General features: G+C 62.4%; 20 protein-coding genes, 1 pseudogene and 1 riboswitch. Of the genes and pseudogenes, 12 read left to right on the top strand and 9 right to left on the bottom strand.

The window, feature by feature from the left end; genetic code table 11:
* The first annotated feature begins 26 nt into the window (after window positions 1-26).
* From G7009_RS15210 to G7009_RS15165, 10 genes are all read left to right on the top strand, one after another.
* Complete coding sequence (locus tag G7009_RS15210; protein ID WP_181130900.1) at window positions 27-692, top strand: riboflavin synthase; 666 nt, start codon at window positions 27-29, stop codon at window positions 690-692.
* 18 nt (window positions 693-710) lie between these two features.
* Window positions 711-1802, top strand: coding sequence for a bifunctional 3,4-dihydroxy-2-butanone-4-phosphate synthase/GTP cyclohydrolase II (gene ribBA, locus G7009_RS15205; RefSeq protein WP_181130899.1), 1092 nt, complete (start codon window positions 711-713; stop codon window positions 1800-1802).
* A gap of 91 nt (window positions 1803-1893) precedes the next feature.
* The gene (ribH, locus tag G7009_RS15200; protein WP_181130898.1) at window positions 1894-2370 is read left to right on the top strand and encodes a 6,7-dimethyl-8-ribityllumazine synthase; all 477 of its coding nucleotides are present in this window, start codon (window positions 1894-1896) and stop codon (window positions 2368-2370) included.
* A complete protein-coding gene (nusB, locus tag G7009_RS15195; protein WP_181130897.1) occupies window positions 2367-2867 on the top strand; it encodes a transcription antitermination factor NusB in 501 nt (166 codons plus the stop codon). Before ribH ends, nusB begins: the two co-directional genes overlap by 4 nt.
* 18 nt (window positions 2868-2885) lie before the next feature.
* The gene (gene thiL / locus G7009_RS15190) at window positions 2886-3851 is read left to right on the top strand and encodes a thiamine-phosphate kinase (RefSeq protein WP_181130896.1); all 966 of its coding nucleotides are present in this window, start codon (window positions 2886-2888) and stop codon (window positions 3849-3851) included.
* Window positions 3848-4351, top strand: coding sequence for a phosphatidylglycerophosphatase A family protein (locus G7009_RS15185; RefSeq protein WP_181130895.1), 504 nt, complete (start codon window positions 3848-3850; stop codon window positions 4349-4351). Before thiL ends, G7009_RS15185 begins: the two co-directional genes overlap by 4 nt.
* A gap of 14 nt (window positions 4352-4365) precedes the next feature.
* Window positions 4366-5109, top strand: a complete 744-nt coding sequence (locus G7009_RS15180) for a substrate-binding periplasmic protein (protein ID WP_181130894.1) — start codon at window positions 4366-4368, stop codon at window positions 5107-5109.
* 192 nt (window positions 5110-5301) lie between these two features.
* On the top strand, window positions 5302-5919 hold the full coding sequence (gene ribA / locus G7009_RS15175; RefSeq protein WP_181130893.1) for a GTP cyclohydrolase II: 618 nt from the start codon (window positions 5302-5304) through the stop codon (window positions 5917-5919).
* Window positions 5916-6335 (top strand): MFS transporter, encoded by a 420-nt coding sequence (locus G7009_RS15170; RefSeq protein ID WP_181130892.1) that lies wholly within the window; start codon window positions 5916-5918, stop codon window positions 6333-6335. Before ribA ends, G7009_RS15170 begins: the two co-directional genes overlap by 4 nt.
* Window positions 6335-7144: a cobalamin-binding protein gene (locus G7009_RS15165; RefSeq protein WP_181130891.1), complete on the top strand. Its 810-nt coding sequence runs from the start codon at window positions 6335-6337 to the stop codon at window positions 7142-7144. Before G7009_RS15170 ends, G7009_RS15165 begins: the two co-directional genes overlap by 1 nt.
* Here G7009_RS15165 and G7009_RS15160 read toward each other — a convergent pair.
* The 5 genes from G7009_RS15160 to ribB all read right to left on the bottom strand — a co-directional run bounded on the left by G7009_RS15160 (window position 7122) and on the right by ribB (window position 13198).
* Window positions 7122-8999, bottom strand: coding sequence for a TonB-dependent receptor domain-containing protein (locus tag G7009_RS15160; protein WP_181130890.1), 1878 nt, complete (start codon window positions 8997-8999; stop codon window positions 7122-7124). The genes G7009_RS15165 and G7009_RS15160 overlap by 23 nt on opposite strands.
* 90 nt (window positions 9000-9089) lie before the next feature.
* Window positions 9090-10985, bottom strand: coding sequence for a 1-deoxy-D-xylulose-5-phosphate synthase (gene dxs / locus G7009_RS15155; protein ID WP_181130889.1), 1896 nt, complete (start codon window positions 10983-10985; stop codon window positions 9090-9092).
* A 241-nt stretch (window positions 10986-11226) separates the two neighbouring features.
* Entirely contained in the window at window positions 11227-12114 is an 888-nt protein-coding gene (gene ispA, locus G7009_RS15150; RefSeq protein ID WP_181130888.1) for a (2E,6E)-farnesyl diphosphate synthase, read from the bottom strand.
* Window positions 12111-12353 (bottom strand): exodeoxyribonuclease VII small subunit, encoded by a 243-nt coding sequence (locus G7009_RS15145; RefSeq protein ID WP_181130887.1) that lies wholly within the window; start codon window positions 12351-12353, stop codon window positions 12111-12113. The genes ispA and G7009_RS15145 overlap by 4 nt, the downstream gene beginning before the upstream one ends.
* A gap of 194 nt (window positions 12354-12547) precedes the next feature.
* Window positions 12548-13198 (bottom strand): 3,4-dihydroxy-2-butanone-4-phosphate synthase, encoded by a 651-nt coding sequence (ribB, locus tag G7009_RS15140; protein ID WP_181130886.1) that lies wholly within the window; start codon window positions 13196-13198, stop codon window positions 12548-12550.
* A gap of 79 nt (window positions 13199-13277) precedes the next feature.
* A riboswitch (FMN riboswitch) is annotated at window positions 13278-13421 on the bottom strand.
* 106 nt (window positions 13422-13527) lie between these two features.
* On the opposite strand from ribB, the gene G7009_RS15135 reads away from it, so the two are divergent.
* A complete protein-coding gene (locus G7009_RS15135) occupies window positions 13528-14733 on the top strand; it encodes an RtcB family protein (protein ID WP_181130885.1) in 1206 nt (401 codons plus the stop codon).
* Window positions 14734-14839: 106 nt separating this feature from the next.
* A pseudogene (locus G7009_RS15130) lies at window positions 14840-14986 on the top strand (PDDEXK nuclease domain-containing protein); the annotation flags it as partial.
* Between the two features lie 306 nt (window positions 14987-15292).
* Here the strand turns inward: G7009_RS15130 and G7009_RS15125 are convergent.
* From G7009_RS15125 to G7009_RS15110, 4 genes are all read right to left on the bottom strand, one after another.
* Window positions 15293-16003 carry a LexA family transcriptional regulator gene (locus tag G7009_RS15125; RefSeq protein WP_181130883.1) on the bottom strand — a complete coding sequence of 237 codons (711 nt, stop codon included), beginning with the start codon at window positions 16001-16003 and terminating at the stop codon, window positions 15293-15295.
* A 1208-nt stretch (window positions 16004-17211) separates the two neighbouring features.
* Window positions 17212-17739: an inorganic diphosphatase gene (gene ppa / locus G7009_RS15120; protein ID WP_181130882.1), complete on the bottom strand. Its 528-nt coding sequence runs from the start codon at window positions 17737-17739 to the stop codon at window positions 17212-17214.
* A gap of 94 nt (window positions 17740-17833) precedes the next feature.
* Window positions 17834-18661, bottom strand: coding sequence for a M90 family metallopeptidase (locus G7009_RS15115; RefSeq protein ID WP_181130881.1), 828 nt, complete (start codon window positions 18659-18661; stop codon window positions 17834-17836).
* Between the two features lie 8 nt (window positions 18662-18669).
* Window positions 18670-19317, bottom strand: a complete 648-nt coding sequence (locus G7009_RS15110; protein ID WP_181130880.1) for a DedA family protein — start codon at window positions 19315-19317, stop codon at window positions 18670-18672.
* Window positions 19318-19564 lie beyond the last annotated feature (247 nt).

The raw sequence follows: 19564 nt of genomic DNA, 5'->3' as shown, positions 1-19564 counted from the left end.
CACAGCCCTGTTCTCGAGGAGGACTCATGTTCACAGGCATCATCGAATCCATCGGCAGCATCCGCAGCATCACGCCCAAGGGCGGTGACGTACGCGTCCATGTCGAAACCGGCAAGCTCGACCTGAGCGACGTCAAGCTCGGTGACAGCATCGCCGTCAACGGTGTCTGCCTGACCGCGGTCGAGCTGCCAGGCAACGGCTTCTGGGCCGACGTCAGCCGCGAAACGCTCGATTGCACTGCCTTCGTCGACCTCAAGAGCGGCAGTCGAGTCAACCTGGAGAAAGCCCTGACGCCTACCACGCGCCTGGGCGGTCACCTGGTCAGCGGCCATGTCGACGGCGTCGGCGAGATCGTCTCGCGCAGCGATAATGCGCGCGCCATCCAATTCCGCGTTCGTGCTCCCAAGGACCTGGCCAAGTATATCGCTCACAAGGGCTCGATCACCGTCGACGGCACCAGCCTGACGGTCAACCTGGTCGATGGCGCCGAGTTCGAGCTCACTATCGTCCCGCACACCCTGTCCGAAACCATCATGGCCGATTACCGCCCGGGTCGTCGGGTGAACCTTGAGGTCGACCTTCTGGCCCGCTACCTGGAGCGCCTGCTGCTGGGTGACAAGGCCGCGGAGCCGAGCAAGGGCAGTGGCATCACCGAAAGTTTCCTGGCCGCCAACGGCTACCTGAAATCCTGATCGAGAAGGGGGTGCCGCGTGGCGCTCAACAGTATTGAAGAATTGGTGGAAGACATCCGCCAAGGCAAGATGGTCATCCTCATGGACGATGAGGATCGCGAGAACGAAGGCGACATCATCATGGCCGCCGAGTGCTGCAAGGCCGAACACATCAACTTCATGGCCAAGCATGCCCGCGGCCTGATCTGCATGCCGATGACCCGTGAGCGTTGCGAGACCCTGAAGCTGCCGCTGATGGCGCCGCGCAACGGCTCGGGTTTCGGCACCAAGTTCACCGTTTCGATCGAGGCCGCCGAAGGGGTGACCACCGGCATCTCCGCGGCCGACCGCGCGCGCACCGTGCAGGCCGCCGCCGCCCGTGATGCCAAGGCCGAAGACATCGTCAGCCCAGGACATATCTTCCCGTTGATGGCCCAGCCAGGCGGTACCCTGGCTCGCGCCGGACACACCGAAGCCGCCTGCGACCTGGCGCGCATGGCCGGTTTCGAGCCGAGCGGGGTGATCTGCGAGGTGATGAACGACGATGGCACCATGTCGCGCCGTCCCGAACTGGAAGCCTTCGCTGCCCAGCACGGCATCAAGATCGGCACCATCGCCGACCTGATCCATTACCGCATGATCCACGAGCGCACTGTGCAACGGGTGTCCGAGCAACCGCTGGACAGCGAGCTGGCGCCGTTCAACCTGGTGACCTACCGCGACTCCGTGGAAGGCGACGTGCACATGGCCCTGACCCTGGGCACGATCTGCGGCGACGAGCCGACCCTGGTCCGGGTGCACAACATGGACCCGCTGCGCGACCTGCTGATGGTCAAGCAGCCTGGTCGCTGGAGCCTGCGCGCGGCCATGACCGCCGTCGCCGAGGCCGGTCGTGGTGTGGTCCTGCTGCTCGGCCATCCACTCGACGGCGATGTCCTGCTGGCGCATATCCGCGAAAGCGCGGGCGATGCCCAGACCAAGGTGCCGACCACCTATAGCACCGTTGGCGCGGGTTCGCAGATCCTGCGTGACCTCGGCGTGCGCAAGATGCGCCTGATGAGCTCGCCAATGAAGTTCAATGCGATATCCGGATTCGATCTGGAAGTTGTAGAATACGTGCCTTCCGAGTGATATGACCGCCCCTGGCGTACTGCCGCTCGTGTCCAAACCCTCCTGCAGGTCGCCCCGGCGCGGCCTCGCTCTTTAAAATGAGAACACCGGAATGACCCTGAAGACCATCGAAGGTACCTTCATCGCCCCCAAAGGTCGCTATGCTTTGGTGGTTGGCCGCTTCAACAGCTTCGTCGTCGAAAGCCTGGTGAGCGGTGCCGTCGATGCCCTGGTTCGCCATGGCGTCAACGAAAGCGAAATCACCATCATCCGTGCGCCTGGCGCCTTCGAGATCCCGCTGGTAGCACAGAAAGTCGCCCAACAAGGCGAGTACGCCGCGATCATCGCCCTGGGCGCCGTGATCCGTGGCGGTACTCCGCACTTCGAATACGTAGCGGGCGAGTGCACCAAGGGCCTGGCCCAGGTGTCCATGGAGTTCGGTGTTCCAGTGGCCTTTGGCGTTCTGACCGTCGACTCCATCGAGCAAGCCATCGAACGTTCCGGCACCAAGGCCGGTAACAAAGGTGCCGAAGCTGCCCTGTCCGCTCTGGAAATGGTCAGTCTGCTGGCGCAGTTGGAGGCCAAGTGATTAGCGACGAAAGCGATCGTTTCAACCCGCGCGATCCCAAACCTGCGGATGCTGGCAAGCCCTCCAAGAGCGTCAAGCGTCGCGAGGCCCGCAAGCTCGCGACCCAGGCTCTCTACCAGTGGCACATGGCCAAGCATTCGCTGAACGAAATCGAAGCGCAGTTCCGGGTCGATAACGATTTTACCGATGTCGACGGTGCCTACTTCCGCGAGATCATTCACGGTGTTCCCACGATCAAGGGCGAAATCGATAGCGCGCTGGCGCCTTGCCTAGACCTGGCGTTGGAAGAGCTCGACCCGGTCGAACTCGCCGTGTTGCGCTTGTCCACCTGGGAGCTCATCAAGCGCGTCGATGTGCCTTATCGCGTCGTGATCAACGAAGGCGTGGAGCTGGCCAAGGTCTTCGGCGCCACCGATGGCCACAAGTTCGTCAACGGTGTGCTCGACAAGCTCGCGCCACGCCTGCGCGAAGCCGAAGTCAAGGCGGGACGGCGCTGATCCGGGCGCCCCTTGACCATGGGTGAGTTCGAGCTGATCAGCCACTACTTCGCTGCCGCGCCCTGTGCGCAGGGGGGCGAAGGCGTGGGCCTGGGCATCGGCGATGACTGCGCCCTGCTGGACCTGCCGGCTGGCGAACAGCTGGCAGTGTCCACCGATACCTTGGTTGCCGGAATACATTTCCCGGCGGACCCCGATCCCCGGCTGCTAGGCCAACGTTCCCTTGCAGTGGCCGCCAGCGACCTGGCAGCGATGGGTGCCATACCCATCGCCTTCACCCTCGCACTTACCCTGCCCGACGTCAGCGCCCATTGGCTGCAAGCCTATGCCGAAGGCTTGAACCAGATGGCCCGCCATTGCGGGTTGAGCCTTGTGGGAGGCGATACCACCCGCGGACCCCTGAGCATCACCATGACCGTGTTCGGCCGGGTTCCGGCTGGTCAGGCCCTGGTGCGCAGTGGCGCGCGAGCCGGTGACCTGCTGTGCGTGGGCGGTGATCTGGGCAACGCAGCCGGGGCCTTGCCCCTGGTGCTGGGTCAACGTCAGGCCGATGCCGAGCTGGCCGAGCCGCTGCTTGCACATTACTGGTCCCCTTCGCCGCAGCTGGCGCTGGGGCAGGCATTGCGCGGCAAGGCCACGGCAGCATTGGACATCTCCGATGGTCTGCTGGCCGACTGTGGCCATATCGCCAAGGCTTCCCGCGTGGCGCTCCAGGTGAACCTCGAACAACTGCCCCTGTCTCTTGCCCTGAAAGGCTTCCTGGGCCTCGATGAGGCTCGGCATGCAGCCTTGAGCGGCGGTGATGATTACGTACTGGCGTTCACCTTGCCGCCCGCATACCTCTCGTCCCTGACGACGGCGGGTTGGCCGATCCACGTCGTCGGACGTGTGCTTGAAGGCGCCGGAGTCAGGCTCTTCGACCAGCAGGGCCAGGACATCACCCCGGACCAGCGGGGCTATCAACATTTTAGGGAGTTACCGTGACCGACCACCCCAACCAGGTGCCTGCGGAGTTCGTTCCTCCGTCGGTCTGGCGCAATCCCTGGCACTTCATTGCCTTCGGCTTCGGCTCTGGCACCCTTCCCAAGGCTCCTGGCACTTGGGGTTCGTTGGTGGCACTGCCGTTTGTCCCGCTCTGGCAGATGCTGCCGGATTGGGGCTATTGGCTGATGCTGGGCCTGACCATGCTGTTCGGCTTCTGGCTGTGCGGCAAGGTCGCTACCGACTTGCGCGTTCATGACCATGAAGGCATCGTCTGGGACGAAATGGTCGGGATGTGGATAACCCTGTGGTTGGTACCGGAAGGTTGGCTCTGGCTGGTCGCCGGCTTCCTGATGTTCCGCTTCTTCGACATTCTCAAGCCCTGGCCAATCCGCTGGATCGATCGCCACGTGCACGGGGGTGTCGGGATCATGCTTGACGATGTCCTGGCCGGGGTGTTTGCCTGGCTGGCCATGCAAGTGCTGGTGTGGATGATTGCCTAACGAGGAGCGGGTGGATGGCCACAAGGAATGTGTTGCTGGCGGTGTTGCTGCTGTTCGCAGGGAGTGTTACAGCTGCCGAAACCACGCCCAGCCAGATCCGCCTGGTCAGTGAGGAATGGATCGACTACACCAACGCTGACGGCACCGGGCTCGCCTGGGACGTACTGCGCAAGGTGTTCGAGCCCGCCGGTGTTGTCATGCGGACCCAGAGCGCGCCTTATATCCGCGCCATCGGCCTGGTCAAGCGTGGGGAAGCGGATGCCTGGGTCGGTTCCTACAAGGAAGAGAACTCCAGCAATCTCTACCCCTGCTGGCATTTCGACATGGACCACATCTACGCACTGGGCCTGGCCGACAAGCCTTTGCCTACTTTCTCCACGGTCGGGCAGTACCGGCTCGCCTGGGTGCGTGGCTATGAGTTCAAGAGCTACCTGCCAAACGTCCAGCATTACCGAGAAATCCAGAGACGCGAAGGTATCCTGTCCATGCTCGAGCATAATCGCGTGGATTTCTATATCGACGCGCAGACAGAAGTCGACTACGTCTTCGAACAGGCGACGGATCCCCAACGTTTTCGCATGACCCACGTTGTCGAGCTGCCGCTGTACCTTGCCTTCGGTCGTGGCACAGGTAGTCAGGCGCTACGTGATCTGTTTGACCAGCGCATGGCGACACTGGTCCGCAGCGGCGAACTCAAGCCGATTTTCGACCGTTGGAAGCAACCCTATCCGTTTAGCGTGACAAGTCAGCCACAATGAAGGGCACCTGCCTGGCTCATCCTGCCGAGGCTGGTAGCAAGTACTTGCGCGCGGCTTCATCCGATTCAGCCTGCTTTGATGCCTGAATATCGAACTTTTCGACATCCGCGCACGACATTCATCCTGCGCACGCTTGTCGACCTGCTGATACAATCGGCCCACGTAAAATTTTAAGTTACCTAGGAGCACAACGTGCCCGTCGTCTTTGTCGCCGCCTCGAAACTGCCTACTCCCTTTGCGACCTTCACCATGCATGGCTTCCTCGACGAAGCCACCGGCCGCGAGCACGTTGTGCTCAGCCTGGGTGATGTCGGCAATGGTGAGCCGGTGCTCGGGCGCCTGCACTCGGAATGCCTGACCGGCGATGCCTTGTTCAGCCAGCGCTGTGACTGCGGCTCTCAGCTTGAAGCCGCCTTGCAGGCCATCGCTCGAGAGGGCCGGGGCGTGCTGCTGTACTTGCGTCAGGAAGGCCGCGGTATCGGCCTGCTGAACAAGATTCGGGCCTACGAGCTGCAAGATGGTGGTGCCGACACCGTCGAGGCCAACGAGCGCCTGGGCTTTGCCGCTGACCAGCGTGAATACGGCATGTGCCAGCCGATGCTCGATCACCTGGGCGTCAAGGCCCTTCGCCTGATGACCAACAACCCGCGCAAGGTCAAGGCGCTGACCGGCATGGGGATCGCAGTGGCCGAGCGCGTGCCGTTGCACACCGGGCATAACCCGCACAATAGCCATTACCTGGCGACCAAGGCCGGCAAGCTTGGCCACATGATGGGCAGCGAGCACCAGGGCGAGGTGCCACAGGCGTGACCCGCGGCGAGGTGAAGCGACGTCTGTCGCTGGCCTGGTGGCAATACCTGGCGGTAGGGCTGGTACCTTTGCCAGTGATGGCTTGGGCATTCGGTGGCCGTCAATCGTTGATCCCCGTGTTGGCCATACCGCTGTTCATCGGCGGGGTATCGACCATGTTTCTCAGCCTGCCGCGTTTTGGCGCTTACAAGCGCGCGTTGATCGCCACTTCCAAGGCAATCGATACGTCGCAAGAGCCTGCGGCCTGGATCGAGCTGGCCCGTGTCCGACGCATGGCCCTGCTGTTCGCGTGTTTTCCCGCCTGGACCGCGGCGCTCGCCGTACTGGTCGGTCTGGAGGCGGTCGCGCAGATCCTGCTCGCCATTTCCACCGTGGTGCTGCTTTACCTCTATCGAATACCCCGCCAGCTAGGCTGATGCGTCCTCTGCTCCTGTTGCTCGCCATGCTCTGCAGCGCCGTCGTCGGCGCCGCGCCACGGGTCATCAGCCTGGCACCGTCGATGACCGAGATCGTGCTGGAGCTGCAGGCAGGCGACTTGCTGGTCGGTGTACTCGATGGTGGCGAGCGGCCGTCGCAGATACGCGCATTACCGTCGGTAGGGCAGCATGGCCAACTGAACATCGAATACCTGCTCAGCCTGCGTCCGGACCTGCTGTTGCTTTGGCCAGGTAGTGTGGCTCCGGCGCAACGAAATCAGCTCAAGCGCCTTGGCATCCCTATCTACAGCGCCGAGCCCCGTGACCTGGACCAGTTGATCGAGCAGATAGCAGCCATAGGTAGACGTCTGGATCGCGAACAGCAGGCGCTCGAGTATGCCCAGGCCTTGCGTGAGCGCTTGAACGAGCTGCGCCACCGTTATCACCGCGAACAGCCATTGCAGGTGTTTTATCAGGTGTGGGACAAGCCTCTGTATACCCTCGGCGGTCGTCAGTTCGTGAGTGATGCCCTACGTGTCTGCGGTGCCAGGAACGTATTCGACGACCTCGAACAGCCAGCACCACAAGTGAGCCTGGAAACGGTGCTGCTACGGAATCCGCAGGTCATTCTGGCCAGCGATCAAGCTCAACTCGAGAGCTGGAAAACATGGCCGCAGCTCGACGCCGTCGCCAACGGACATTTGCTGGTAGTACCTGACAAGGGGCTGGAGCGGCCCAGTGGGCAAATGATCGAAGCGACTGCGCGCTTGTGCGAGCTGCTTGACGCTAGAGTTCCGGCGTCCAGGTAAGCGCGAGCAGCCAGATCCGGCCTTCTTCCTGATAGCGTTGGCTGTCACCTGCGTAACTGTACAAGGCGCGGCTGTAATCCTTGTCCAGCAGGTTATCCAGCTTCAGCTCCAGTCTGAGTTGCGGGGTAGCGGCCCACGCGCCGCGCAGGCCCAGAAGCCCATAGCCGCCAAGGCGGTTGCGATTGGTCTCATCGTCATAGCTGCTACTCACCGCTTGCCAGCTGCCACCTAGGCTGAACTGCTCGAACTGACGGTCCAGATCCATGCTGAACGTGCGTCTGGCGCGCCGAGCAAGGGTGTGGCCGCTGTCTCTGTCACGAGGATCGATCAGCGCAAGTCCCACTTGCCCCTGCCACCCGAACAGTTCCTGATGCAGCGCCAGCTCGAAGCCTTCGATACGCGCCGAGGCCACATTACGAGGGATGGAGCCTTCGCCGAAGATGATCGCGTCTCGCAAATCGGTGCGGTAGACAGAGGCCTCGAGCCGACTGTTCTGCGCCAACTGGCTACGCCACTGCACCTCGTAGCTTTTCGAGCGCTCCGGGTCCAGGTCCGGGTTGCTGAAGAGTGGGTAATACAGGTCATTGAACGTCGGGGCGCGAAAACCTTCGCTGTAGGACAACAGCACGTCGTTATTGGCGTTCACCGGCACGGTCAGGCTGCCGCTCCAGGTAGTCTGGCCACCGAACTGCTGATTCTGATCGCGGCGCACGCCAAGCTCCGTCGAGAAGCGTTCACCGACGAAACGGTGCTGAATGAACGCGGCGCGGTTCCAGCGACTGTCCTCGTCGAAGTCGGTGCTGCCGTGCACGCGGTCCTGGTAAGCGTCCGCGCCGACCAGGAGACTATGGCGCTCGGACAGTGCGAGGTCGTTCTGCCAGGTGAGCTGGTCACGGTAGGTATTGAATACGCTGCCGTCGTCGCTGAGCTTGTCGCGCTTGCGGTCACGATTCTCGCCGTGGCTCAGCTCCAGGCGTGAATGCCATGAATCGCTGAGCTGTGCATCAAGGAAAGTGCCCAGGCTGCTTACGGTGAAATCGGTATAGGGTTCCTGCCCGAAGCTGTCGAAGGTGATCGGGTCGAAACGGCCGAAGGGATTGTCGTATTCACTGCGCCCGCGACTGTCGAGCAGGTTGATGCCCGCTTCGAAGCGATCGAACCGATGACTCACGCTGAGATTGAAGGACTTGTTGCGGTACGCATCGTGATCACCGTCGCTGGCGAAAGATGGCCCGGTCGAGTCGATGCCAGCGGTTTCATCCAGGCTGGCGCCGAGATTGAAGCGTGTCTGGCCATCATCCCCTGACAAACCCAGGCTGCGCTGCCAGGTCTGCTGGCTGCCCATGGCCAGGCGTAGCCGCGGCTGCAGGCCATCGCCCGTGCTGCGGCGAGTGAAAATCTGAATGACCCCGCCGATCGCGTCGCTACCATAGAGCGCGGAGCGCGAGCCGCGCAGCACTTCGACCCGCTCGATCTGGTCGACATTCAGGAATTGCAGACCACTGTCACCGGATGTGGCATTGGCGATGCGCACGCCATCGACCAGGACCAGGCTTTGGGCTGCCTTGGTTCCGCGGATGAAGATACCCGGCAGGCTGATTCGGCCGCCGGTGGGTGCCACTTGTACCCCAGGCACGCGGGTCAGCAGGTCGGTGAGGCTGCTCGGCTGAAGGCGATCGATATCGTCGCGGGTGAAGACGGTATTGGCGGTGCTGGTCGTGCCACGTGATTCGACCTGGCGGCTGGCACTGATCAGTACGTCGGGCAGCTTGAGAGCGTCTTCACGTTCGGCGGGTGCCGCCAGGAGCGTACCGGGCAGGCAGAGCAGGGCAGTGGCGAAAGGCAAGAACTTCATGGGGCGTTTCCGTTGCTTTCAGAGCAAGCCGGGCGTGAGGCAAACGCAATGGGCCGCATAGCGGCCCATCAATTCGACAGCGTATGGATATCAGAGGCCGAGCAATTGCATCCGGGCGCTTACCGCCGCCTCGATTCCCGCGGCATCCAGGCCGCATTCGGCCAGCATTTGGGCAGGCTTGGCGTGCTCGACATAGATATCCGGCAGACCCAGGTGCAGCAGCGGCTTGACCACGGCCTGGCGCGACAGGTATTCGCCCACCGCGGCGCCTGCGCCACCCATGATGGCGTTTTCCTCGATGGTCACCAGCAGCTCGTGGTCGGCCGCCAGTCCCAGCACCAAGGCCTCGTCCAACGGTTTGACGAAACGCATGTCGACCACGGTCGCATCCAGTCGCTCGGCTACCTGCATCGCTTCTGCCAACTGCACGCCGAATACCAGCAGGGCGATCTTGCTGCCCTGGCGGCGTATCACGCCCTTGCCGATCTCCAAGGGCTCGAGATCGGCATCGATCAGAGCGTTCGGACCGTTGCCGCGCGGATAACGGACCGCCGCAGGGCCGTTGTACAGGTGCCCCGTGCTGAGCATCTTGCGCAGCTCGTTCTCGTCGCTCGGCGTCATCACCAGCATGCCGGGGATGCAGCGCAGATACGACAGATCGAAGCTGCCCGCATGGGTCGGTCCGTCCTCGCCGACAAGGCCCGCACGGTCGATGGCGAACAGTACATCGAGATTCTGCACCGCGACGTCATGGATCAACTGATCGTAAGCGCGCTGCAGGAAGGTGGAATAGATCGCGACCACCGGTTTGGCGCCTTCACAGGCCATGCCGGCGGCGAAGGTCACGGCGTGCTGCTCGGCGATGGCGACGTCGAAATAGCGCGCGGGGTAGCGCTCGCTGAACTCGACCAGGTCCGAGCCTTCCTTCATCGCCGGGGTGATGCCCACCAGGCGCTGGTCGGCGGCAGCCATGTCGCAGAGCCATTTACCGAACACGGCGGAATACTTCGGGCCGCTCGCTTGCTTGGGCGCCGCGGGCTTGTCCGCCGGCTCGAGCTTGGTGATGGCGTGATAGCCGATCGGGTCGAGTTCTGCAGGCGCGAAACCCTTGCCCTTCTTGGTCACCACGTGCAGGAACTGCGGCCCCTTGAGGTCACGCATGTTGCGCAGGGTGGCAATCAGTGTCGGCAGGTCATGGCCGTCGATCGGGCCTATGTAGTTCCAGCCCAATTCCTCGAACAGCGTGCCAGGCACGAGCATGCCCTTGGCGTATTCCTCGGTGCGCCGAGCGATTTCCCACGCGCCGGGCAGACGCGACAGCACCTTCTTGCTGCCTTCGCGCATGCTGGCGTAGGTACGGCTGGAGAGGATCTTGGCCAGGTAGTTGGACAGGCCACCGACGTTGCGCGAGATCGACATGTCGTTGTCGTTGAGGATCACCAGCATGTCGGCGTTGACTTCCTGGGCGTGATTCAACGCCTCGAAGGCCATGCCTGCCGTCAGCGCGCCGTCGCCGATGACCGCGATCGACTTGCGCGCGTTGTGCTGCAAGCGGGCGGCAATGGCCATGCCCAGCGCGGCGCTGATCGAAGTGCTGGAGTGACCTACGCCAAAGGTGTCGAATTCGCTTTCGCTACGACGCGGGAAGGCGGCCACGCCGTCCTTTTGCCGCAAGGTGTGCATGCGCTGGCGGCGACCGGTGAGGATCTTGTGCGGATACGCCTGATGGCCGACGTCCCACACCAGGCGGTCATCCGGTGTGTCGAAGACGTAATGCAATGCAATCGTCAGCTCGATGACGCCCAGGCCGGCACCGAAATGCCCGCCACTCTGGCCAACGGTATACAGCAGCTCCTGGCGCAACTCGTCGGCCAGGGTCTCCAGGTCGGCTTCGGCCAACCGGCGCAAGCCGGCGGGCGTATCGGCGCGGTCCAGCAGCGGCGTGACCGGGCGTTCGCGGGGGATCTCTTGAAACGTCGTGGGCATCAGGCGAGTCGTTATAGGTTTAGGGACGCGGCAGTTTACCCCATTGTGTAGGAGACTGCCCATTTGGCCGGTAAGGATTACACGTTGCATCAAGGGTGGCGGTGCGGCTGTTCGGGCCCCTTCATGTCCGGCCGAAACATCGGCCGATCTACGCTAAAACACCCTTGATGACTTCACCCAGAACAGTATCGACCTTCAACAAGCGGGCTTGACGCGAGCGAGCGAAGAGTCGATTACCCGCTCAGTGCCGCCGCTCGACGATGTAGCGTGCCAGTGCCCGCAAGGGCTCGGCATTTTCACCAAAGCCTTCCAGTGCGACCAGCGCCTGGTCGCGCAGTTCCAAGGCATAGGCCTTGGCGGCTTGCAGGCCGAGCAGGGCAGGATAGGTCGGCTTGTCACGGGCGATGTCGGCGCCCTGGCGCTTGCCGAGTGTGGCCGTGTCGCTTTCGATATCGAGAATATCGTCCTGTACCTGGAACGCGAGGCCGATGGCTTGGGCGTAGGTCTGCAGGGCGTCGAGCTTGTTCAGGTCCGCGCGCGCGCTGGCCAGGGCGCCCAGGCGCACGCTGGCTTCGATCAGGGCGCCGGTCTTGTGCCGGTGCATGTATTCCAGCGCCTGCTGGTCAAGCTGCATGCCGACCGAGCCCAGGTCGATGGCCTGGCCACCGACCATCCCCGCCGGGCCCGCCGCTTGTGCCAGGGTCCGTACCATGTCCAGACGGATGGTATCCGCCAAGGGGCTCAAGCCGGGGTCGAGCAGGGCGCTGAAAGCCAGGCTCTGCAAACCGTCGCCGGCCAGGATGGCACTGGCCTCGTCGAATGCCTTGTGCGTGGTCGGCTGGCCACGACGCAGGTCGTCGTCATCCATGGCCGGCAGGTCGTCGTGGACCAGCGAATAGGCATGGATCAGTTCGACCGCGCAGGCCGCGCCGTTCGCTTGTTCTGCAGGCGCGCCCAGAGCTTGGCAGGCGGCATAGGCCAACAGTGGACGAACACGCTTGCCGCCGTTCATCACGCTGTAGCGCATGGCCGCATAGAGGCGTTGCAGTTCCGTGGACGGTGCCACGAACAAGGCTTCGAGCGCCGCATCGACGCGCGCCTGGCAGTCGGCCTGGTAGGTCGCGATCATGCCGCCGGATCCGCGTCGAAGGGCTCGGCGGCCAGCTCGCCATCGCGCTCCAGCAGGATCTGCACTTTCTGCTCGGCCTGGGCCAGCGCGCCCTGGCAGTCACGGGTCAGGCTGATGCCTTGTTCGAAGGCGGCCAGCGAGTCTTCCAGCGACAGCTCGCCGTTCTCCAGGCGCTCGACCAGGACTTGCAGGTCAGCGAGGGATTGCTCGAAATCGATCGACGCTTTTTTACGGGCCATGGCAGCTGTCTCGGTGGCGGTATTAACCGCGCGACACTAGCAGAGCGGGACGGGGGGATCAAATTGCCAGCGGTATTCATTCGTCGCATGGCTTGAAATCCACTCGAATGAATACCGCTGTGAGCCTTTCAAGCGCTCTGCAATCGAGTGACCGCGGGGGTTGACAGCGTCGCACCGATCCCCCGCGTCCATCCTCAGGCCGGCATCGCCCGTTCTTCCAGAACGGCTGTCCGGTAACGGGCCAGCTCATCGATGGTCAGCATCGGCAGATTGTACTCGCGGGCATACACCGCCACCTGCTCGCCGCGGGCCATGCTGCCATCGGGGTTCATCAGCTCGCAGAGCACTGCGGCCGGACGCAAGCCCGCCAGGCGCGCCAGGTCCACCGACCCTTCGGTGTGGCCGCGACGCGTCAGCACGCCACCATCGCGTGCGCGCAATGGGAAGACGTGTCCAGGGCTGACGATATGCCGTTGCTCGGCAGTGGAGCGCAAGGCGGCCTCGATCGTGGTGATGCGGTCCTGCGCCGAGACACCGGTACTGACACCCTCGGCGGCCTCGATCGTGACCGTGAAGCCGGTGCCGTGACGCGCCTGGTTGTCCTTCACCATCGGCGCCAGCTGCAAGGCATCGACCGTGGCTTCGTCCAGGCACAGGCAAACGATGCCGCTGCAGTCGCGGATCATCATGGCCATGGTCTGAAGGGAAAGGTTCTCGGCGGCGGCGATGATATCGGCTTCGTCCTCGCGATCGTCATCGTCGAGCAACAACACCGGCTTGCCGGCCTGGAATGCGGCGATGGCTGCCGCGATACGGGGGAACCGCTGGTAATGCGAAGGGGACATGAAACGCTCCTCGTGAATGATCGATGAACGTCTCGGGGCGAACAAAACGCGCGCGCAGAGGCACCGAATGGCCCCTGCCTGACGCCTTCTTTCATCCGGACTATGACCGTCGGCCCTGGAATCTCACCAGATCTGCTGACCCCCGGCCAAAAGCCAAGGCGCTCGCGGGCTCATCTTTCGATTTACCGCCGGTGGGGACTTTCACCCCGCCCTGAAGACCGGGCAAGCATACCGCACGGCGCCACCCCGATGGCAAGCCGTCCGACCCAGACCTTCGGCGTAGTCCGGCGGAGTATGATGGTCTTCAAGCAAGCAGCGGGGGCACCACCATGAACATTCTCGAAGTCGTCGGCGGCAAGCCGATCAAGGCCTGGACCGACGGCGTACCCGTCGAAGCCGAGGCTCGCCAGCAGTTGATGAACACCGCCAGGATGCCCTTCATCTTCAAGCACCTGGCCGTCATGCCCGACGTGCACTTGGGCAAGGGCTCGACCATCGGCAGCGTGATCCCCACCGTCGGCGCGATCATCCCGGCCGCAGTCGGCGTCGACATCGGTTGCGGCATGATCGCTGCCCGTACCTCACTGCACGCCCGCGACCTGCCCGACAACCTCCATGGCCTGCGCCACGCCATCGAACAGGCCGTGCCCCACGGCAAGACCTTCGGCAAGCGCGACCAAGGCGCCTGGGACCGCGTCCCTGGCCACGCCGACCATGCCTGGCGCGCCCTGTCCAGCCGCTTCAAGGCCATCACCGACAAGTATCCCCGGCTGGAGAAGACCAACAACCGCCACCACCTCGGCACGCTTGGCGGCGGCAACCACTTCATCGAAGTCTGCCTGGACGAAGCCGACCGCGTCTGGTTCATGCTCCACAGCGGCTCGCGCGGCGTGGGCAATGCCATCGGCAACCTGTTCATCGAGCTCGCCCAGGCCGACATGCGCCAGCACCTGGCCAACCTGCCGGACAAGGACCTGGCGTATTTCAAGGAAGGCAGCCGACACTTTGACGACTACGTCGAAGCCGTCGAATGGGCCCAGGATTTCGCCCGGCACAATCGCGAGCTGATGATGCACGCGGTGGTCGCGGCGGCACGTACGGTGCTGGGGACCCGGTTCGAGGCGAGTCTCGAGGCGGTCAACTGTCATCACAACTATGTGCAGCGAGAGCAGCATTTTGGCCGTGAAGTGCTGGTGACCCGCAAAGGGGCGGTGTCGGCGCAGAAGGGGGAGCTGGGCATCATTCCAGGCTCGATGGGGGCCAAGAGCTTTATCGTTCGGGGGTTAGGGAACGAAGAAGCGTTCTGCTCATGCAGTCATGGGGCTGGACGCACCATGAGCCGGACCAAGGCCAAGAGCCGCTTCACGGTGGAAGATCAGCGGCGTGCGACCGCGCATGTGGAATGTCGCAAGGACAAGGATGTGATCGACGAGATTCCCATGGCGTACAAGGACATCGACGCGGTGATGCAGGCGCAGCGGGAGTTGGTGGAGGTGGTGCATACGTTGCGGCAGGTGGTTTGTGTGAAGGGGTGAATAGCAATACGCTTGCCGAAAGCTGTATCTGATTGTTGATCCAGCTTCACCAAGATGGCTGCAAAAGCAGCGAAGACCGCGCCGAAGATGCCACGAGGGAAAAGGTATGAGCGACACCCCTGTCAGCCTGAGCTTGCCATTACAGGGCTATGGTGATTGGCTGGCCGACCTCAAAGGTCGCATCCATGACGCTCAGCAGCGCGCCGCGCTGGCGGTGAATCGTGAGCTAGTGTTGCTCTACTGGCAGATTGGACTGGGCGGCATCGGTATCCATCACCACGATGCATACCGGGTCCTCAAGGTGAGTCAGGTGGTTCAGTAGAGAGCCAGGCATTAAAAAGCCGGCTTGTGGCCGGCTTCTCGTGGACGGTCTTGGTTAATTTTTGGTAAACCGCAACCGCCTGCAATCGTTGATCGGCCAAGGAGGCCAAAGATGGCGTACAGCCCAATCGGCCGTCGCCAGCCCGCTGTAACACGGCTGAGCCGGTAGGGGCGAAATGTGGGCGCCAGGATACAAGGCGATGCTCGTCTTGCCCAGCAAAAATTCCCTGCCAATGGCTCAGTCCGGCCTCGTCGGTCGCAAATGCGACCACCAGAACACCCATCCAATGACATGCAATCGCTCCGCCTTGCAGGCCGCCCGGCTGTAGCTTTCGTCCGGGTGCCCCTGTGCATCGTGGCTATGCAGGCACAGCGTACCGCCAGCGCCGTGGCTGAGGTAATGAATTCGCAAAGCGCCGTTGTGCAGCAGGGCATAGGCCTCGCCTTCGACGACGCGGGTCATGCTGCGGTCGATGGCCAAGGTAGTGCCATAGGGGAGAAGGGGAGCCATGTTGAAGCCGGGCATGCCGACGCACAGGGCATCGTTTGTTGCGACGCCGAGCGCATCCAGGGCACGCTGGGGCAATTGCAGGTATCGGTCGCGTACCGTGCGTAGATGTCCGCCCCTGACTTTGCAAAATGGCAGTCGCGTCATGTCGCCATAATCGGCGGCCAGGTCACTCGGGCCGCTGGTCTCCGGGTTCAGGCGCAATGTGCGTGGAGCATGGCGACGGACCGGAGGATAGTGCTTGGGGCCTTCGCCGCTGCGCAACCAGCGAGGAGGTACGCTCAGAAGACCGGCGATCTCGTCGAGACGGGCCAGCGGTACGCCGCGCCTGAACCAGTTGTTGACGTGCTGAGGAGTGACCTGCTGCTGGGCGGCAAAGTCGGAGGCGGTCAGGTTGCACTCCTGGAGGAGTAGCTTGAGGCGGTCACCAGAGGTTTTCATGAATCCAGTCTAGCGACTCGGAGAAACGCTGAAAATGAACGCGTGGTTTGGCTTTTTGTAGGAATTTATGAGTTATGGCGGAAATTTCCTAGGACGCGATAGGAGAGTTTGGAGGCAGGCTATTTCATCTGCCTTTGCCTCCTAACGATATCGGCGTGCTGCGATGGCTCTAGCGCACAGGCCCCGTCAGCAGGCCGTGCGACAGTCGACCAGCGCCTTGGCCACCCCGCTCAGGTAGTGCGCCCCAGGATGAGCGTTGCGTCATGTTCGATTTCGGCATTCCGGGTTAGCTTGCATACGCACCTCATGAGCATTGCCGCCTGCTCCAATGCGTACGCTGCATCGTGTCCTGGGAGGACTCCGAATAACGGGTCTTCCATGCCTTCGCCGACGCCTTGACCAAAATAGCCGACTCCGCTGGTTTTCAGCTGCTTCATAGGGGTATGGGGAGGTTGGGGAAAGAAGATGTATCTGAAAGGGAAAGAGGTGAATCAGGGACAATTTTCAGCATGATCGAAAGCTCCTGTATCGCTAGAAAGCGCTACCAGCCTCCGCTTGCACACGAAGTGGTGACAGCTGTGCGCAGGTGTGCAAGACCGAGGATACAGGACCCGGCAGACCCGAAGGTCTCCTACGCACAGCCACCCTGAAACGGCTTTCCGATGATAAGCGGGAAGCCAGGGCACTGCGTACTGTATGCAAACGGGCTTGCACGCCCGGTCGTCCAGACAGCAACGGCCCGGCGAGACTAGGTCCGTATCGACAGCACTGCAATGGCTCGAAAGCCGCAAAAGTATGTTTGGGGAATGGACTACAAGGAATAAGGAAAATCTGAAGCTGTGTTCGAGCTTGATCTTCTCTGAGCAGGCTGGTTTAGCAAGGCCATAGCCTGATGCCAGTCAGTGGAGGGAAAGCAGTCGGTTCAAATGCTGTCGCTTAGCCTTCGGCGTCTGGAGTTTCCAGTGACACTGCTGGCCTATCGCGGGACAAGCCCGCTCGCCACCGGTGTGTGGTGTTCCCTGTGGCGAGCGGGCTTGTCCCGCGATAGGCCAGCAGTGTCACCGAAGAGCTCGGAAGTTAAACAGAATGCCAGCCAACGAAATTTGATGACTTTTCCTTGACTGACCAGCATTAGCCCATAGCCCATCGACGGCATTACACCCACAAAAAAGCCCTGCCAAGGCAGGGCTTTTCGCATCAACTCAATCTCAGCCCTTGTAGGCAGCGACCGACTTGGTGATCGCGGCACGGGCGGCGTCTGCGCCTTCCCAGCCTTCGATCTTGACCCACTTGCCTTTCTCGAGGTCCTTGTAGTTCTCGAAGAAGTGCTTGATCTGCTCCAGCAGCAACGGTGGCAGGTCGGTGTATTCCTTGACGTCGACGTACAGCTGGCTCAGCTTGTCGTGCGGCACGGCCAGGATCTTGGCATCGCCGCCGCCATCGTCGGTCATGTTGAGCACGCCGACTGGACGGGCGCGGATGACCGAACCTGGGGCGACCGGATACGGGGTCACGACCAGCACGTCGAGCGGATCACCGTCGTCGGCCAGGGTGTTGGGGATGAAGCCGTAGTTGGCTGGGTAGAACATTGGGGTAGCCATGAAACGGTCAACGAACAGCGTGTCGCTGTCCTTGTCGATTTCGTATTTGATCGGGGCGTGGTTGGCCGGGATCTCGATGGCGACGTAGATGTCGTTCGGCAGGTCTTTGCCAGCCGGAATCTTGCTGTAGCTCATTGGGCATTGCCCCCATGTTTGACCAGAAAAATTGGTCGCGATTATAGGCATATTCCTGCAAGGCTTGCCACGCCTGGGCACAGGCCTGGCCGCGTCATGCCTGGGATTGGCAATAGCCCGGGTGTTCTGCCTGCAAGCGGGTCAGGCGCGCCAGCGGGTCCTGGCGATAGAACAGGCTCAATTGCCGATAGACCGCGGGATAGGCGGCATGCAGCAGGTCCGGCCCGCTGAAGAAATACTCGCTGGTGACGGCGAAGAATTCCGCGGGGTGCTCGGCGGCGTAAGGATCGATGGCGGTATCGGCTTCGACGCCTTGCTCGAGTGCGGCGTCCAGTTGTCGATTGAGGTCGTCGAAGGCCTCTTGCATGGCCGCGGCCCAATCGCCGACGTGCATGTCGTGATGCAAGGGCGGCAGGCCGTTGGCGTCGCCGTTGAGCATGTCGAGCTTGTGCGCCAGTTCATGGATGACCAGGTTGTAGGCTTCCCAGCCTCCGCCGGACTGCACGCCCGGCCAGGCGAGGATGACCGGCCCCTGTAGCCAGGCCTCGCCGCTGTGCTCGCCGTCCCACGTATGTTCGATGCCGCTGCCGTCGCGGTAGCGCTGGGGGCTGACGAAGTCGTCGGGATAAAGGATCAGCTCGTGAAAACCCTGGTACCAGTTGAGGTCGCCCAGGTGCAGCAGCGGCAGTTGCGCCTGGGCAGCGAGGAACAGTCGTTGTTCGTCGTCCAGCTCGACGCCGGGGAGGGTGGTCAGGTGCTTGTCATGCAGGAACAGCACACTGGCCTCGCGCAACCAGCGGTCTTCGTCTTCGTCCAGGCCATCGAGGATCGGCAGGCGTTCACGAACCGCCTGCCATTGCCGTGGATCGATGGTGTACTTCGCCAGCGTGCGCTGGCGCCGCCAGGCGCGCAGGGACCACATGGCGGCGATCAGTGCGCCTTGGCCGGACCGCCCATGCGACCGCGAACCAGGCCGATGATCATCGGCACCAGCGAGATCAGGATGATCGCGACGATCATCAGCGACAGATGCTGCTTGATAAAGGGCACATTGCCGAAGAAGTAGCCCAAGGTGACCAGGCTACCGACCCAGAGCACCGAACCGGCCACGCTGAAACCCAGGAAGCGCGGGTAATGCATGTGCGCGATCCCGGCGACGAAGGGCGCGAAGGTCCGCAGGATCGGCAGGAAACGCGCCAGCGTGACGGTCTTGCCACCATGCTTTTCGTAGAAATCGTGCGTCTGCTTCAAGTAGTCGCGGCGGAATATCTTCGAGTTGGGATTGCTGAACAGGCGCTCTCCCGCGGTCCTGCCGATGACATAGTTGGTGCTGTCGCCAAGGATGGCCGCGGCCATCAGCAAGCCACCGAGCAGTACTGGGTCCATGCCACCCCCGGCTGCCACGGCGCCAGCGATGAACAGCAACGAATCACCCGGCAGGAAGGGCATGACCACAAGGCCGGTCTCACAGAAGATCACGGTAAAGAGAATGGCGTAGATCCAGGGGCCGTAGTTGTTGACCAGCAGGTCGAGGTAGGCATCGAGATGCAGGATGAGATCCAGCGGGTTGAAATCCATGTACAGCACCTGAGTTCTTGTCCCGCAGCAACGGGCACGCGATGACGGACGATGCCAAGGGCGTAGGCATGATTACCGCAGTTGGGTAAAAAATCACACATGGCAGAGGGGCATTATACGGCGAAGACAGGATTGTGCCCGCGGAGATTGTAGCGGCGGATTTCCAAGGGGCAGGGCAAGGCCCTGAACGGGCCAGTCAGGGATGAAGCGGGTGATTCAGAGCGCAGGGAAAGCCCCTCAATGACGG

Origin of the sequence: Pseudomonas capeferrum, assembly GCF_013523055.1 — a bacterium.
GTDB lineage: Bacteria > Pseudomonadota > Gammaproteobacteria > Pseudomonadales > Pseudomonadaceae > Aquipseudomonas > Aquipseudomonas capeferrum_A.
The sequence above is the reverse complement of the archived record's forward strand: the minus strand, read 5'-3'. Positions and strand labels throughout refer to the sequence as shown.

Bases quoted from the DNA above. Each gene is read 5' to 3' on its own strand.
- G7009_RS15210 (WP_181130900.1), top strand. From the start codon at position 27: ATGTTCACAGGCATCATCGAATCCATCGGCAGCATCCGCAGCATCACG.
- ribH (WP_181130898.1), top strand. From the start codon at position 1,894: ATGACCCTGAAGACCATCGAAGGTACCTTCATCGCCCCCAAAGGTCGC.
- thiL (WP_181130896.1), top strand. From the start codon at position 2,886: ATGGGTGAGTTCGAGCTGATCAGCCACTACTTCGCTGCCGCGCCCTGT.
- G7009_RS15180 (WP_181130894.1), top strand. From the start codon at position 4,366: ATGGCCACAAGGAATGTGTTGCTGGCGGTGTTGCTGCTGTTCGCAGGG.
- G7009_RS15165 (WP_181130891.1), top strand. From the start codon at position 6,335: ATGCGTCCTCTGCTCCTGTTGCTCGCCATGCTCTGCAGCGCCGTCGTC.
- G7009_RS15160 (WP_181130890.1), bottom strand. From the start codon at position 8,999: ATGAAGTTCTTGCCTTTCGCCACTGCCCTGCTCTGCCTGCCCGGTACG.
- dxs (WP_181130889.1), bottom strand. From the start codon at position 10,985: ATGCCCACGACGTTTCAAGAGATCCCCCGCGAACGCCCGGTCACGCCG.
- ispA (WP_181130888.1), bottom strand. From the start codon at position 12,114: ATGATCGCGACCTACCAGGCCGACTGCCAGGCGCGCGTCGATGCGGCG.
- G7009_RS15145 (WP_181130887.1), bottom strand. From the start codon at position 12,353: ATGGCCCGTAAAAAAGCGTCGATCGATTTCGAGCAATCCCTCGCTGAC.
- ribB (WP_181130886.1), bottom strand. From the start codon at position 13,198: ATGTCCCCTTCGCATTACCAGCGGTTCCCCCGTATCGCGGCAGCCATC.
- G7009_RS15135 (WP_181130885.1), top strand. From the start codon at position 13,528: ATGAACATTCTCGAAGTCGTCGGCGGCAAGCCGATCAAGGCCTGGACC.
- G7009_RS15125 (WP_181130883.1), bottom strand. From the start codon at position 16,003: ATGAAAACCTCTGGTGACCGCCTCAAGCTACTCCTCCAGGAGTGCAAC.
- ppa (WP_181130882.1), bottom strand. From the start codon at position 17,739: ATGAGCTACAGCAAGATTCCGGCTGGCAAAGACCTGCCGAACGACATC.
- G7009_RS15115 (WP_181130881.1), bottom strand. From the start codon at position 18,661: ATGTGGTCCCTGCGCGCCTGGCGGCGCCAGCGCACGCTGGCGAAGTAC.
- G7009_RS15110 (WP_181130880.1), bottom strand. From the start codon at position 19,317: ATGGATTTCAACCCGCTGGATCTCATCCTGCATCTCGATGCCTACCTC.